This is a genomic window from Phytomonospora sp. NPDC050363 (genome assembly GCF_040655735.1).
In the GTDB taxonomy this organism is placed as follows: domain Bacteria; phylum Actinomycetota; class Actinomycetes; order Mycobacteriales; family Micromonosporaceae; genus Phytomonospora.
This window is the reverse complement of the sequence record NZ_JBFAKK010000009.1, coordinates 23,120-38,909: the sequence shown is the minus strand read 5'-3', so window position 1 is coordinate 38,909 and position 15,790 is coordinate 23,120. Positions and strand designations below refer to the sequence as shown.

The window sequence follows — 15,790 nt, the reverse complement described above, 5'->3', positions numbered from 1 at the left end:
TAATTCAGACTTGGGCCGGTGCGCGCGGGACGTCCGGATTTGCGTCCGAGGGCATCGGTTGAACGACCGATGCCCATGCGATCGGCGTCGTACATCATGAGCGCACCAGCTAGGTCGGTCGCGCTCGATTGGTGGGGCGCGCCGCGGCGATCTTTGCCCGAAGATCGAAACCGTTGCTCACCCGCTGGTCTTTCGACCCCGAAAAGGATGGCGCGAGCCCGCATGTCAATGATCAAGAAAGCCTTGCTGTGCTCGGGGCAGGGCGCGCAGTACGTCGGCATGGGACGCGATCTGTGTGCCACGGAGAAAGTCGCCGAAGAGACATTCCAAGAGGCGAGTGACGCGCTCGGCGTGGATATGTCGAAACTGTGTTTCGAGTCGACGAATGCGGAGCTCGCGCGCACCGAGAACACCCAGCCGGCCATCCTCACCTACACCCTGGCGCTGTACCGCGTGATGACGCGGCGCGAGGGCCTTGAGGCCGACCTCGTCGCCGGTCACAGCCTCGGCGAGATCAGCGCGCTGACCGTCGCCGGCGCGCTGGAGTTCCCCGACGCGGTGCGCATCGCCCGCCGCCGGGGCCAGCTCATGCAGCAGGCGGTCCCGGAGGGGCGCGGCCTGATGCTGGCCGTGCAGACCCGCGACCACGCCGAGGTCGCGCGGTTGTGCGCCGACATCGCCGAGGAGCTGCACGAGGTCATCAGCGTCTCCAACTACAACTCGCACACCCAGGTCGTCGTCGCCGGTCAGCGATCGGCGGTGATGCGGCTGCACGAGACCATGGAGTCGCGCGGGATCCGCTCGGTGATCCTCAACGTCAGTGTTCCGTTCCACTGCGCCCTGATGGAGCCCGTCGCCGAGGCCCTTCGCGAGGAGCTGGGCCGGGTTCGCGTCTCCGAACCCCGCATTCCCGTGCTGTCCAACGTGACCGGCCGGCCGTACGAGTCGGCGGCCGACGTCGCCGACTTGCTGACGCGGCAGGTCGTCGAGCCGGTCCGCTGGGTCGACGACCTGAAGTACCTGCGGATGAACGGCTTCATGTACGCCGTCGAACTGGGCCCGGGCGACACCCTGACCAAGTTCATGCGCCACACCTACGCCGAGATCTGGGCCTTCCCCTACGACCGGGAGAAGGGCCGCACGGACCTCGGCCGGATGATCGAGCGCACGACCTACCCCTTCGTCTCCCGCGCGCTGGGCGTCGCGGCGGCGACCCGCAACACCAACTTCGACGCCGCCGAGTACGAGTCGGGCGTCGTCAAGCCCTACCACCAGCTGCGCAAGCTGAGCGTCGCCATCGACCGCGAGTCCCGCGGGGCCACTCCCGACGAGGCCCGGCAGGCGCTCGACCTTCTGCTGACCATCCTGCGGACCAAGGGCGTGCACCCCGACGAGCGCCGCCTGCGGGTCGAGGAACTGCTCCGCGACACCCGGATGGCCGACTCCTTCGCACCACTCGACCTCGACGGCCTCTGATGACGGCGGCGAACCGCGACCTCGACGCGCTGCTGTCCGATGTGGACACCGGCGACTTCGATCTGCTCGAAGCCGACTCCGGGGCCGACGACGCCGCTGTGGCGGTGATCGGCATGGCCGCCCGCGTCGGCGAGACCACCTCGCCCGCCGAGTTCTGGGCGGCGGTCAGCGGCGGCGCCGACCTCATCGGCGACTTCCCGGAGGCCCGGCGCGCCGACGCCGACGCGCTCAAGGTCGCCGCCGTGGGGGAGCCGCTGGGTGCGGCGCTCCCGTACGGCTACCTCGGCCGGGTCGACCTCTTCGACCCCGAGCGCTTCGCGATCTCACCGGGCGAGGCGGCGCTGATGGACCCGCACCAGCGCCTGTTCCTCACCGTGGCGATGCAGGCCGTCGAGGACTCCGGGTACGGCGGGGACGCCCTTCGCGGTTCCCGCACCGGCGTCTACGTCGCCTCGGGCGCTTCGCAGGGCCTCTACCTCACCGGGTACCGGCCCTCGGATCCCGCGTCGGCGGGCATGGCCGTCTCCGGTGACGTCAACTCGGTGATCGCCAGCCGGATCAGCCACTTCCTCGACCTGCGCGGCCCCGCGCTCGTGGTCGACACCGCCTGCTCCTCCTCGCTGGCCGCCGTCATCACCGCCTGCCGCGACATCCGCGACGGTGTCGTCGACACGGCGGTCGCCGGCGGCGTGCGGCTCACCCTGATCCCGCCGGAGGAGACCGCGCACCGCTTCGGCATCGAGGCGCCCTCGGGCCGCACCCGCGCGTTCTCCGACGGCGCCGAGGGAACCGGCGGCGGCGAGGGCGTGGTGTCGCTCGTCCTCAAGTCCCTCCGGGCCGCCCTCGACGACGGGGACCACGTCTACGGCGTGATCCGCGGGTCGGCGATGAACCAGGACGGCGCCTCCGCCGGGATCACCGCCCCCAACGCCGGCGCCCAGGCCGACGTCATCCGCGACGCCTGGCGGGACGCCGGCGTCGAACCGACCTCCGTCAGCTATGTCGAGGCGCACGGCACCGCGACCGTGCTCGGCGACCCGGTCGAGATCACCGGACTCACCGAGGCCTTCGCCACCTACACCGACCGGCGCCAGTTCTGCGCGGTCGGCTCGGTCAAGACCAACGTCGGGCACCTCGACCCGGCGGCCGGGATCACCGGGCTGCTGAAGGTGCTGCTGATGCTGGAGCACCGTGAACTCCCGCCCTCGCTGCACTTCGGCACGCCCAACCCGCAGATCGACTTCGCCGAGAGCCCGGTGTACCTCGGCGACCGCCGCCAGGACTGGACCGGGCCGTCGCCGCTGCGCGCCGGCGTCAGCTCCTTCGGGATCAGCGGCACCAACTGCCACGTGATCGTCGACGAGGCCCCGGCCCGCGCCGGGGCGGACACCGGCGAGCCGCGCGACGAGATCCTCGCCCTGTCGGCGCGCACGCCGGCCGAGCTGGACGCGGTCGCGCGCGACCTGCGCGACCACCTCGCCGGCCACCCCGAGATCGGCCTCGCCGACGTGTGCCTGACCATCGACACCGGCCGCTCGGCCTTCGAGCACCGCGCCTGCCTCATCGCCGCCGACCGCGCCGAACTCCTCGAACTCCTCGACGCCCACCTGTCCGGCGATCCGCGCGGCGAGGTCGTGCGGGGCTCCGCGCGGGTCGTCGCCGACGCCACCGGACTCGGCGAGGGCTACATCGACGCCGGCACCTTCGACCGGCTCTCCAAGCAGGCCGCCGAGCTCTGCGAGGAGGCGGCCCGCGCGGGCACCGCGAAACGAGACGACCTGCTCTCGCTCGCCGAGCTCTTCACCGCCGGGGCGCGCGTCCCCTGGCACCGGCTCTTCGAGGGCCGCGACGTCCGCCGTGTTCCGCTGCCGGCCTACCAGGGCAGCCCGCGCCGGATCTGGCGCCCGGCGGCCACCGTCGCCCCGGCGGCGCCCGCGCGGTGGCTCCACCCGCTCGTCCACCGACACGCCGTCGAGGGACGCGATCTCGACGTGTTCGAGTCGGACCTGTCGGCCGGCAACTGCTTCGAACTCGGCGAGCACGTCATCAACGGCCGCCACGTCCTGGTCGGCACCGCCATCATCGAGATGGCGCACACCGTGTCCAGCCGCCTGCTGGGCCGACGGCCGCTGCTGCGCAACCTGCACTACCGGGACCCGCTGGTCACCGAGGGCGGGGAGACGCGTCGCCTCCAGTGCGTGGTCACCCGCGACGGCGACGCGCTCACCCTGGAGTTCCGCAGCCGCGCCGAGGGTTCGCCGGTCTGGACCGAGCACTGCCGCGTCGACGCCTCCCCGCTCGCCGGCGAGCCCGACGCCGGCGAGACCGTCGACGTCGCCGACCTGCTCGCGCGCTACGAACTCGTCGGCGAGTCGGTCTCCTACCACCGCGAGCTGGTGCAGACCGAGGGCCGCCGCTGGCGTTCCTCGCGGGCCCTCCACCTCGGCGACGACGGCGAGGTGCTGCTGCGCTACGACGCCGATCCCGAGACCGCCGCGGCGAAGTCCGCCTACGCGCTCTTCCCGCCGATCCTCGACTCGGGCGTGAACCTCGGGCTGATCCGGGAGGAGGAGCCCTACCTGCCGCTGGCCTTCGAGCGCGCCGAGTTCCACCGCGACCTGCCCGACGCCGGGTACTGCTGGGCCGTCCCCGCCGACCGTTCGGCCTGGGACCGCGGCGACATCCGGACCTACCACGTCACCTTCACCGACCTCGACGGCCGCGTCGCGGGCACCTTCACCCGCTACTCGGCCGGCCGCGTCCGTGATCCCGGGACCTTCCTCACCGACGGCCCGCCGCCCCGGCTGCACGAGATCACCTGGCTCCCGGCGCCCGAGTCGGCCGAGCCCACGCCGCTGGTCGCCGACACCGTCGTGCTCGCCGGCACGCTCGACGAGCACCCCCTCGTCGTCCGCCTGTCCTCGCAGGGCGCCACCGTCCAGAGCCTGGCCGAGGTCAGCCGCGACGAGAACTACTGCCGGGAGTGGGCCGACGGCATCGCCCGCAACGGCGTGCGCCGGATCGTCCACTTCGTGTGCGCCGACGACCCCGACCTCGCCGACGGCCCGTCGGCGGCACCCGGGGACGCCCTTCGGCCGGTGTTCGCGCTCGTGCGCGCCCTCGCGCTGCGGTCGCTGCCGGAGGTCGTCGAGTACGCGCTGGTCACCCGCAACGGCCAGCGTGTCCGCGCCGACGACGTCCCCGACCCCGCCGCCCGCGCGGTCGCGGCCGCCGCGCTGTGCCTGGACGCCGAGTACGCCAACATCCGTATCAGGGTCGTCGACGTCGACGAGGAGTCGGCGTCGGACGACGTGGCCGCCGTCGTGCTCGGCGAGCGCCGCCGCCCGATCGTCGCGATCCGGCACGGTGCCGTGCACGAGCCCGCCGTGACACGGCTCGGCGCGGTGACGCCCGGCGCGCCTTCGGTGTTCGCCGACCTCGACGGAGTCGTGGTCGTCACCGGCGGGACCGGCGGCATGGGCCTCGCCTTGGCGGCCCACCTCACCGAGGTCGCTCCCGGTGCCCGCGTGGCGCTGGTCAACCGCCGCCACGACGACCGCGACCAGTTCTCCGACCTGTCCTCGGAACTGTCGGCGGCGCTCGTCGGCCTCGCCGACCGCCGCGGGCGCGTCAGCCTGTGGCGGGCGGACGTGACCGACGGTCCCGTCCTGGAACGCGCCCTCGACGAGATCCGGCGGACGCTCGGCCCGATCGTCGGCGTCGTCCACGCCGCCGGGATCCCCGGCGACGGCTTCGCGATCAACAAGACCTGGGAGGAGTTCGAGCGGGTCCTCGCCCCGAAGGCGATCGGAGCGCGGCTCCTCGACCGGGCCACCCGGACCGATCCGCTGCGCTTCTTCGCGCTGTGCTCCTCGATGACCTCGGTGTTCGGAGCCCCCGGGCAGAGCGATTACGCGGCCGCCAACGGATATCTCGACGCCTACGCCGCCCGCATGCGGGCCCAGGGCCGCCCTGCGCTGGCCGTCAACTGGACCGGCTGGCGCGACTCGGGAATGGCCAGGCGGCACGGGATCACCGGCACCGGGCACTTCGCCGAGTTCGTCGGCGACACCGACGGCTGCGAACTGCTCGGCGAGGCCCTCGCCGCGCCCTCGGCGCAGCTCCTCGCCGGCGCCTTCTTCCACGCCGAGGTCCGCCGTCAGTGGGAGGCGCTCGACAGGGTGATCGACATGCGCTCGGTCCTCGACGAGAGCCCCGAGGCCGCCGAGCCTCCCGCCCCGGCCGCACCGGCCGCGAGCTCTCCACTGAAGACCGACGCGGTCGCCTTCTCCTCCCTCAACCTGCGCGGTCGCGGGGGAGCGCAGCTCAACGACACCGTGCGGTCGGTGGCCGTCGCGTGGTGCACGACCCTCGGCACCGACGAACTCGACATGCACGACCCCTTCTTCGAATCGGGCGGCAACTCGCTGCTGGCCTCCCGTCTTCAGCTCGAACTCGACCGGCGCTTCCCCGGCGTCGTGAACATCGCCGACATCTTCATCTACCCGACGGTCGCCCAGTTGAGCGAGTACGTCGACGTCAAGTCCGGCCCGCCCCGCGCCCCGGCGCCCGTCTCGCGGCAGCGCCCGGCCGCCGCCGAACCGTCCCTGTCGGAACTCCTCGACGGTTTCCTCGCCGGCACGGTCAGCATCGACGAGGTCGTCGACTCATGAGGCCGCCCGCCAAGACCCAGATCCCCGCTCTCCGCAACGCCGTGAATAAGGAGCCGTCAGCGTGAAGACCGTCAAGCACGTGATCCTCGAGAAGCTCGCCGAGGGTGTGCTGTCCAAACAGGATGCGATGGAGGCCCTTGAGGCGCTGACGGACTCCAACGGCGCCGTCGCCCCGGAGATCGCCGTCATCGGCATGTCCTGCCGCCTGCCGATGTCGCCCGACGTCGGCAGCTACTGGGACAACCTCGTCGGCAACCGCAACTGCTACACCGCCAAGCCGGCCGACAAGCTCCTTGAGGAGCAGATCTTCGCCAACCCGCACTACGCGGAGTTCTACGACCACGAGGTCTACACCGAGGCCTCCGAGGACCTCGAACGCTTCGTCGGCGCCTACCTGTCCGACATCGACAAGTTCGACGCCCAGTTCTTCGGGATCACCCCCGACGAGGCGGCGTTCATGGACCCCCAGCACCGCGTCTTCCTGGAGCAGGCCTACCGCGCGCTTGAGGACGCCGGCTACCCCGAGGACAAGATCCGCGGCTCGAAGACCGGCTGCTTCGTCGGACGCGACGGCACCAACTCGAACTACTACCGGTACAAGATCCGGATCGACCGCGACAAGCTCAGCGGCGTCTGGGAAGGCATCGTCGCCAGCCGCATCAACTACCACTTCGACCTGCGCGGACCGTCCTATGTGGTCGACACCGCCTGCTCGGCGAGCCTGGTCGCGATGCACATGGCGATCCAGGCCCTCTCCAACGGCGAGTGCGAGATGGCCATCGCCGGCGGCATCACCCTGAGCTACAAGGGCGCCGACACCGACCGGATCGACATCGACGACCTCATGGTCCGCACGGCCACGCCGGGCGCGGTCGTCGCGCACGACAACCGGGTCCGGTCTTTCGACGCCAAGGCCTCCGGATCGGTGTTCGGCGAGGGCATCGGCGCGCTCATCCTCAAGCCGCTGAAGGCCGCCGAGCGCGACGGCGACCACATCTACGGCGTCATCGCCTCGACCGCGACGAACAACGACGGCGCCTCCAACGGCCTGACCGCGCCCAACCCCCGCGCCCAGGAGGAGCTGCTGCTCGACGCGTGGCGCCGCGCCGGCATCGAGGGCGAGCAGGTCGACTACGTCGAGACGCACGGCACCGGAACCCCGCTCGGCGACCCCATCGAGGTCCTCGGGCTCACCAACGCCTTCGGCCAGGTCACGCCCCGCAAGCAGTTCTGCGGCATCGGATCGGTCAAGAGCAACATCGGCCACACGGTCGGCTCGGCGGGCGTCGCCAGCGTCATCAAGGTGCTGCTGTCGATGCGCAACGAGGTCATCCCGGCCAGCCTCAACTTCGAGGAGCCCAACCCGCACATCGACTTCGCGAACTCGCCCATCTACGTCGTCGACCGCAACACCCCCTGGCCCCAGCGGGAGACTCCGCGCTACGCCGGCGTCAGCGGCTTCGGCTTCAGCGGCACCAACGCCCACGTGATCCTCAAGGACTACCGGGCCGCCGACCGCCCCGAGGCGCAGGCGCGTCCGCAGATCTTCACCGTCTCGGCGAAGACGGAGACCGCGTTCGCCAACTACCTCGCCGACTACGACCGCCACCTCAACGGCGGTCCCGGCGCCCGCTTCGACGACGTCTGCTTCACCTCCACCACCGGCCGCGACCACTTCGCGCACCGTCTGGCGATCGTCGCGTCCTCCATGAGCGAACTCGTGGCGAAGTTCAACGCCTGCCGCGACGCCGCGTGGACCGGGAACCCCTCGCGGGGCATCTTCGTCGGCAGCCACCGTGTGGTCTCCGACCGCAAGTCCGACCTCGCCCGCGGTGACATCAAGGAGGGCCTGCTCGGCGAGCTCAACCTCGACAGCGCCGAGCGCGTCAAGGCCGCCCTCGACGCCGAGGGTTCCTCGCGGACCATGGCGATGACCGAACTCGCCCGCGACTACGTGCGCGGCGCGCGGATCCGCTTCGATGAGCTCTACGACCGCGACGCTCGCCGTGTCCCGCTGCCGACCTACCCCTTCGACCGGACGCGGCACTGGGGCGAGCCCCGCACGACCAGGCTGGAGCCCGAGCGCGCGGTGGCCGCCGGTTCGCCCGTCGCCCGGCCGCTGATCACGCGCCGGGTCGTCGACACCCCGGCGGTGAGCGTCTACGAGGCCTCGCTGTCGACCCGGGAGCACTGGGCCGTCTCCGACCACGTCGTGATGAACAAGAACCTGATCGCCGGCGCGGTGTTCGTCGAGCTGATCACCGAGGCGTTCTGCACGCACTTCGACACCGACCGGATCGCCGTCGACGAGCTGATGTTCCGCGCGCCGCTGCTCCTCGACGACGCCACCGACGCCACCGTGCAGATCATCCTGCGCGAGGACGGCGACCGGGTGGCCGTCGAGGTCGTCAGCCGGACCGAGCCGGGCGAGGACGAGTGGGTCGTCAACGCCCACGGTTTCGTCCGCACGTGCGACGCCGAGGCGCCGACGGGCAACCCCACGCTCGCCGAGCTGCTGGAGGACCCCGACCTGGAGCGGCTGGGCGTGCCCTCCCTCAAGCAGTTCGGCCCGACCTGGCGGACCCTGGGACTGGCGCTGCGCTCGAAGAGCGACCCCGAGGTCGCCTACGGCCTGCTCGAACTGCCCGAGGAGTTCCACGACCAGATCGGGACCTTCCCGCTGCACCCGTCGCTGCTGGACAACGCGACCTCGTTCATCCCGTTCCTGGTGCACATGTCCCCGACGGTGTACCTGCCGATGCTCTACGCGGGCCTGCGGATGTACCGTCCGCTGCCGGCGAAGTTCTACTGCAAGAGCGAGCGGACCTCCGGTCGCCGCAGTGAGCTGATGAGCTTCAAGACGACGCTGGTCGCCGAGGACGGTTCCACGATCGCGGTCATCGACCAGTTCTCGATGAAGCGCGTCTCCCAGATGGACGACTTCGTCTCGGGGGCCTACCACGCCATCGGCTGGCGCGAGGGCGGTCCGCTGCCCGTGTCGGCCGAGCCGCGCCGGGGACCGGTGCTCGTGGTCGGGGACCGCGGACCGCAGATCGAGGCCATCGTCGCCGCCCTGCCGGGTGTCGACACCTTCGCGCTGACCTTCGCGCCGGAGCGCTCGACGCCTTCGGCACGCCACGTCATGGCCGAGCCGACCGCCGAGGGCGTCACCTGGGCGCTGGCCGAGCTGGGCGTCGGCGACATCGCCCGCGTCGTCGACCTGACCGGCTGCCGTCCCTCGCGCACCGGGGTGACCGAGGCCGAGATCAGCCAGGGCCTGGAGTACGGCGTCCGTGGTCTCGCCGCCCTGCACAAGGCGCTCACGACCCACTGCAAGGGCCACGTCGACATCACCGTGGTCGGCGACCACGCCGACCGGGTCACCGGCGACGAGCCCTTCGTCGACGCGGCCCACGCCGCCCGCCTGGCCATGATCAGGTCGCTGCGCCACGAGGCCCCGAACGTCACCTTCACCGCCGTCGACGTCGACGCCGAGACCCCGGTCGCGGCTCTCGTCGACGAGTGCCTCACCGACGTCCCCGGCCGGGTGTTCGTCGCGCTGCGCAAGGGCGTCCGGCACGTCCCGCAGCTGGAGGAGCGGACGATCGACCGCGGCAGCTACCACGCCATCGACGTGGCCGCCGACGGCTTCTACCTCGTCACCGGCGGTGCCGGGTCGCTCGGTTCGGCCGCCGCCGCGCTGCTGTCGCACATGAACAGCCGGGGCAACTATGTCCTGGTGAGCCGCCGGCCGCTGCCGGACCGCTCCGAGTGGGACCAGATCATCGCCGCCGGCCGCAACGACAAGGTCGCCCAGGTTCTGGAGAACATCCTCGACATCGAGGACTACGACGGTGTGGTCGAACTGGCCTGCGCCGACGTCACCGACCACGGCCAGTTGCGCGACCTGGTCGAGCGGATGCGTGCGAAGTTCGGCCCGATCCGGGGCATCGTGCACACCGCGGGCGTCGCCGGCGACGGTTTCCTCTACACGAAGTCCATGGACGACTTCGACGGCGTGCTCGCGCCGAAGGTGACCGGTCTGCGCAACCTGATCAGCGTCCTGGGCGAGGACCGCCCCGACTTCGTCATCGCGTACTCGTCGATGACCGCGCTCATCGGCGGCCCGGGACAGTCCGACTACACCGCCGCGAACGCGTTCATGGACGCCTACGTCCTCGAACTGCGGCGGCAGGGCCACAACGCCAAGTCGATCAACTGGCCGGGCTGGCGCGAGACCGGGATGGCCTACGACCACGGGCTCGGCGAGGCCGACTCCTTCTTCGAGAGCCTCACCACGCAGTCGGGCATCTCGGCCTTCACCGAGGTGCTGTTCCACGACGTGACCGGTGTCGTTCCCGGACCGCTGAACGCGGGGATGTTCCAGGCCGTCGGCGAGGAGTGGTTCCCCTTCGGCTTCTCCGGGCCCATCGACCGCATCGTCCGCCGCCACGCCTCGGCCGCCTCCGACGCCTCGGCGGGAGAGGGCGGCGCGCGCCCGGCCGTCGACGTCGAGAACATCGCCCTGCTCGGCAAGCCGGCCGAGGAGTTCACCGAGATCGAGCGGACCGTCGCCTACATCTACGCCTCGGTGCTGGGTCTTGAGGAGATCGACATCTTCGACAGCTTCACCGCCCTCGGCGGGAACTCGATCACCGCGACCGAGGTGATGAAGGCGCTCAACGCGCGCTTCGACGACGTGCTGAACATCTCCGACATGTTCACCTACGCCACGCCCGACGAGATGGCCGTGCGGCTCAGCGAGCTGGCCGGCCCGGTCGAGCAGGCGGCACCCGCCGCCGCCGAGCCGGAGCGCTCCTACGAGGACATGCTGACCAAGCTGGAGAGCGGTGACATCGACGCCGACTCGATGATCTCGTTCCTGGCCAACGAGAAGCACTAGCCGGTCGACGGCTGAGAGAGGGCGACGTGCGACTGGCAGTGTTGTTCCCCGACGCGGACTCGTTCCGCGTGGGCATGGGGATGGAGCTCTTCGAGCACCGGACCGGGATGTGGGAGGCCGTGCGCGAGCACGACCGCGTCATGAAGACGTCGCTGGCCGACGTCCTCTGGTACGGCGTCACCGACGCCGGCCGGCTCGACGCGGCCGCGCGCGCAGCGGCGGTCCTCACGCTCACCGTCGGCTTCTACGACGTGTACCGCACGAGGTACCGGATCCCCGGGCACGTGTTCGCGGGCAAGGGCGTGGGATACCTCGCGGCCCTCGTCGCGGCGGGCGGTCTCGAACTGGAGAACGCCCTGCGCGTCGTGCGCGGCGAACGGACCCGGCGGAAGTGGTTTCGGCGCATCGCCCGCGACGTCCTCGACGTCGCGGGCGCCGAGCCCACGAGGGAACCGGCCGCCATGCGGCGGACCGTCGGCGGGCTGGCACCGGGCGCGCCCCTCGACGCCGGCGCGCTGGTGCGCCGCCTCGCCGAGGTCCGCGCCGACACCGTGCTGGAGATGGGCCCCGGTGCCGCACTGACCGCCGCGATCCGCCCGATGCTGCCCGACGACGTCGTCGCGGGAGCCCTGGACTCGGCCGACAACGCCCACGAGGTCCTCGACAACCTCAACGTCGGGAAGTTCTTCAACCCCATGTACGTCGCCGAACGCGCCCTCGGCCAGATCGCCGGCACGAAGAACCGGCGGGGGACACCGGAGAGCACCGAGGCCGTCAACGCCCTCAGCCGCCGCGTCCGGCGGCTGGTCAAGGAGGGCGGCGCCACCCCCGAACCGGTGGCGACCGTGTCGCGCGGCGACGCCGGCGTGATCCGCGGCGCCGTCCGCTGCTGGATCGAGAACGGCCTCGCCAAGGGGCACCGCCCCGAAGAGGTCGAGGCCTCGCTGCGGCGGCTGGAGAGCGAGTGCCTGCTCCCGGTCCGGCGCCTCGGCGGAGTCGACGAGCACACCTACAAGACCCTCTGGCACGCCGAGAGAGAAGACGGCCGAATGGAAGACAGCGCGATGGAGGAGCTTCGCCGTGCAGCCTGAGATCGCCGATCTGGTCCTCGAAGGGCTGCGCGACGGGTCGGTGACCCGCGAGGCGGCCGTCAAGATCCTGCGCAAGCTCAACGAGCGCGTGCCCGTCGCCGTCATCGGGATGAGCGCCCGCACCACCGACATCGACGACTACCGCGAGGTGTGGGCGACCGTCCGGGACAAGCGCAGCACCATCCGGCGCGCGCCGGCGATCCGCGCCACGCAGATCGCGCCCGTCGCGCCGCCCGGGAGCTGCACCACTCCCATGCAGTTCAACAAGGGCGCCTACATCGACGACGTCCAGCACTTCGACCACGAGCTCTTCGGGTTCGGCGCCGAGGAGGCCGCCCACCTCTTCCCGCAGGGCCGGCTCGCGCACGAGATGGCCTTCCGGGCGCTGGAGGACGCCGGCCTCATGGGCGAGTACGCCCAGCGGCACCGCACCGGCGCCTACGTCGGCTTCAACTACACCAAGGACCAGATCCAGTCCTTCGTCGGCCTGACGATGAAGAACACCCAGTACGTCGACCCCATCCGGGAACTGCTCGGCAGCTGGAGCAGCGGCATGGCCACCCGTCTCGCGCAGGCCTTCGACCTGCGCGGCCCGGCCTACACGATCGACGCGAGCTGCCCGTCGTCGACGATCGCGATCATCACCGCCTGCGAGGCCGTGCGCAAGGGCAGCTGCGACACCGCCCTCGCCGGCGGCCTCTACATCGACCTCACCCCGGTGAAGGCGTTCAACAGCCCCGGACTGTTCGTCGCCCCCACCGAGGACAGCGTCACCAAGCTCTACGACAAGCGCAACACCGGCTCCTTCCACGGTGAGTACGCCGGCTTCGTCGTCGTGAAACGGCTCGACCGGGCCATCGAGGACGGCGACCTGATCCACGGCGTCATCCACGGCTGGTCGCACAACAACAACGGCAGCGAGGGCAAGTTCGACCAGGCCGCGCCCAGCGGCGTGGCACGGGCGACGACCGACCTGATCAAGTCCAGCGGCATCGACAGCGAGGACGTCGGCCTGCTCATCGCCGAGGGCTACTCCCACCAGACCGAGGAGGCGCTGGAGACCATCGGCCTGTCCGACGGCATCCGCTCGTTCACCAAGAAGAACCAGTTCTGCGCGATCATGGCGCTGACGCCCAACCTCGGCTACCTGCACTCGGCCATCGGCGTGGCCAACCTCGCCGTCATGCTCCAGGCCCTCCAGGAACGCAAGATCCCCGGGCTGCTCCACTTCGACACGCCCAGCGAACTGATGAACCTCATCGACACGCCCTTCTACGTGCCCACCGACACCCAGGACTGGGAGGAGTCGGCCAACGGGCGCCGCATCGGCCTCGTCTACACCTACGGATTCGGCGGGAGCAACACCCTCCTCGCCGTCGGGCCGGCCCCGGCCCCCGCCGAGCGGGAGCCGCAACCCGCGACCGGGACCGAGGCGCCCGAACTGCTCTACTGCGCCTCGGCCACCGACGCCGATTCGTTCCGGGCGAAGATCGCCGCCGACCTCGACTTCGTCGAGCGCGCCGCCGACGAGGACTTCGCGGCCATCTGCTTCACCAGCAGCTGCCGCCAGTACCTGCACTCCCGGTACCGGCTCGCCGCCACCGTCCGCAGCCGCACCGAACTCATCGAGACCCTGCGCGCGCACCTCTCCGGCACCAACCCGCCGAACCTGTCGGAGGGCCGCGACCTGCGCACCAGGCCGCGCCGCGCCGCGCAGAGCGTCGGCGAGCGCACACCCCGCCAATGCGCGAGCGCCTTCACCGAAGGCGCCACGCTCGCCCTGTCCGAGCTGTTCGGCGAGCGCGACCGGCGCATGGTGCGCCTGCCGCGCTACCGGATGAACCCCGTGCGCTGCTGGGTCGACCCGATCCCCTTCAAGCTCCGCGACCGGGTGCGCCTGGTCCGCGGCGTGATGGCCTCCCGGCGAAGCACACGAAAGGCGTCATGAGCGACATGCAACTCTTCTGCGTTCCCCACGCCGGCGGATCGGCGACGGCCTTCCTCCGGTGGCGCAGGCAGCTTCCCGCGGGGATCGAGGTGCTGCCGGTCGAGCTGGCCGGCCGCGGACCCCGGATCGCCGACTCCCTCGTGGTCGACGCCCGCCCCGCCGGCGCCGACGTCGCCGAGCGGATCCTCGCCGAGCGCCGCCCCGGCGTGCCCTACGCGATCTGGGGCCACAGCATGGGCTCGCTCATCGCCTACGAGGCCTACTACGAGCTGCGCGAACGGACCACCGACCTGCCCGGTCACATGATCTTCAGCGGCCGGTGCGCACCCCACTCGAAGCAGAAGATCAGCGAACTGCACAAGATCGCCGACGACGACGCCTTCATCGCCGCGCTCGACGTCTACGGCGGCGGCACCAAGGAGGCGCTGGCCGACCCCGGCCTGCGCGAACTGTTCCTTCCCGTCCTGCGAGCCGACTTCGAGCTCTCCGAGACCTACCGGTGGACGGCCCGCGCCGACGACATCCACTGCGACGTCACCGTCGTCAACGGACGAGACGACCAGAGCGTCGAGGCCGCGCGGCTGCCCGAATGGCACGAACTGGTCGCCGGCCGCGTCGACTTCCGCACCGCCGAGGGCGACCACTTCTTCCTGCACACCAACCAGCAGATCGTGCACTCCGTCGTGTCCGACGTGCACTCGGCGCTCGCCGGCTCCCCGGCGGTCGACCAACGGATCGGAAAGGACAGTTCGTGATCATTGAGGCCGAGGACCTGCACAAGTCCTTCAAGGCGAACAAGGCCGTCGGCGGGGTCAGCATCGCCATCGACGAGGGCGAGACCGTCGGTCTGCTCGGCCCGAACGGGGCGGGCAAGTCCACGACGCTGAACCTGCTCCTCGGTCTGGTGAGCCCCGACTCGGGGTCGGTCCGGGTCTTCGGTGAGAGCATCCGGCGCCTGTCGGCCGACACCAAGCGCGCGATCGGCTTCGTGCCGCAGGACTTCGCGTTCTTCCCCGAACTGTCGGGCCTGGCGAACGTGACCTACTGGGGCCGGCTCTACGGCCTGCGCAAGCGCGCCCTGGACACGGCCGTGCGGGACGCGCTGGAGTTCACCGGACTGTGGGAGCGCCGCAAGGACGCCGCCAAGACGTACTCCGGCGGCATGCAGCGGCGGCTGAACATCTCCTGCGGGATCGTGCACAACCCGAAGATCCTGATCATGGACGAGCCGACCGTCGGCGTCGACCCGCAGTCGCGCAACCACATCCTCGACTCGGTGCGGACCCTCAGCGCCGGCGGCGCCACCGTCGTCTACACCTCCCACTACATGGAGGAGATCCAGGCGCTGTGCGACCGGGTCGTCATCATGGACGGCGGCAAGGTCGTCGCCGACGGCGCGCTGGAGAAGGTGATCCGCGACAACACCAACGAGCGCGTGGTCATGCTGGAGACCCCCAGCCCCGGAGCGGCCCGCGACACCGTCGACCAGCTCGTGCGCAACGAGATCGTCGCCACGCCCCAGGCCGACGTCGAGGACTCGACGGTGGTCCTGCGCGTCGCGGCCGACCTCGACTTCAACGACTTCGCCTCCCGCGTGCTCGCGCTGGGTCTCACCTTGGAGAGCATCAGCGAGAAACGGCCGTCGCTGGAGACGGTGTTCTTGAACCTCACCGGCAAGACGCTGCGGGACTGAGGCGGG

The 15,790-nt window shown here is 71.0% G+C and carries 7 protein-coding genes; all 7 read left to right on the top strand.

Annotation, left to right across the window (positions count from 1 at the left end; translation table 11 throughout):
• The first annotated feature begins 222 nt into the window (after nucleotides 1-222).
• The 7 genes from fabD (at nucleotide 223) to AB0I28_RS23865 (ending at nucleotide 15,784) form a co-directional block, all read left to right on the top strand.
• Entirely contained in the window at nucleotides 223-1,476 is a 1,254-nt protein-coding gene (gene fabD, locus AB0I28_RS23895) for an ACP S-malonyltransferase (protein ID WP_357496737.1), read from the top strand.
• Entirely contained in the window at nucleotides 1,476-6,149 is a 4,674-nt protein-coding gene (locus tag AB0I28_RS23890; RefSeq protein WP_357496735.1) for an SDR family NAD(P)-dependent oxidoreductase, read from the top strand. Before fabD ends, AB0I28_RS23890 begins: the two co-directional genes overlap by 1 nt.
• 61 nt (nucleotides 6,150-6,210) lie before the next feature.
• Nucleotides 6,211-11,052, top strand: a complete 4,842-nt coding sequence (locus AB0I28_RS23885) for an SDR family NAD(P)-dependent oxidoreductase (RefSeq protein ID WP_357496734.1) — start codon at nucleotides 6,211-6,213, stop codon at nucleotides 11,050-11,052.
• A 26-nt stretch (nucleotides 11,053-11,078) separates the two neighbouring features.
• A complete protein-coding gene (locus AB0I28_RS23880) occupies nucleotides 11,079-12,143 on the top strand; it encodes a hypothetical protein (RefSeq protein ID WP_357496733.1) in 1,065 nt (354 codons plus the stop codon).
• Nucleotides 12,133-14,091: a polyketide synthase gene (locus tag AB0I28_RS23875; RefSeq protein ID WP_357496731.1), complete on the top strand. Its 1,959-nt coding sequence runs from the start codon at nucleotides 12,133-12,135 to the stop codon at nucleotides 14,089-14,091. The genes AB0I28_RS23880 and AB0I28_RS23875 overlap by 11 nt, the downstream gene beginning before the upstream one ends.
• Complete coding sequence (locus AB0I28_RS23870; RefSeq protein ID WP_357496729.1) at nucleotides 14,088-14,846, top strand: alpha/beta fold hydrolase; 759 nt, start codon at nucleotides 14,088-14,090, stop codon at nucleotides 14,844-14,846. The genes AB0I28_RS23875 and AB0I28_RS23870 overlap by 4 nt, the downstream gene beginning before the upstream one ends.
• Complete coding sequence (locus AB0I28_RS23865) at nucleotides 14,843-15,784, top strand: ABC transporter ATP-binding protein (protein ID WP_357496727.1); 942 nt, start codon at nucleotides 14,843-14,845, stop codon at nucleotides 15,782-15,784. Before AB0I28_RS23870 ends, AB0I28_RS23865 begins: the two co-directional genes overlap by 4 nt.
• Nucleotides 15,785-15,790 lie beyond the last annotated feature (6 nt).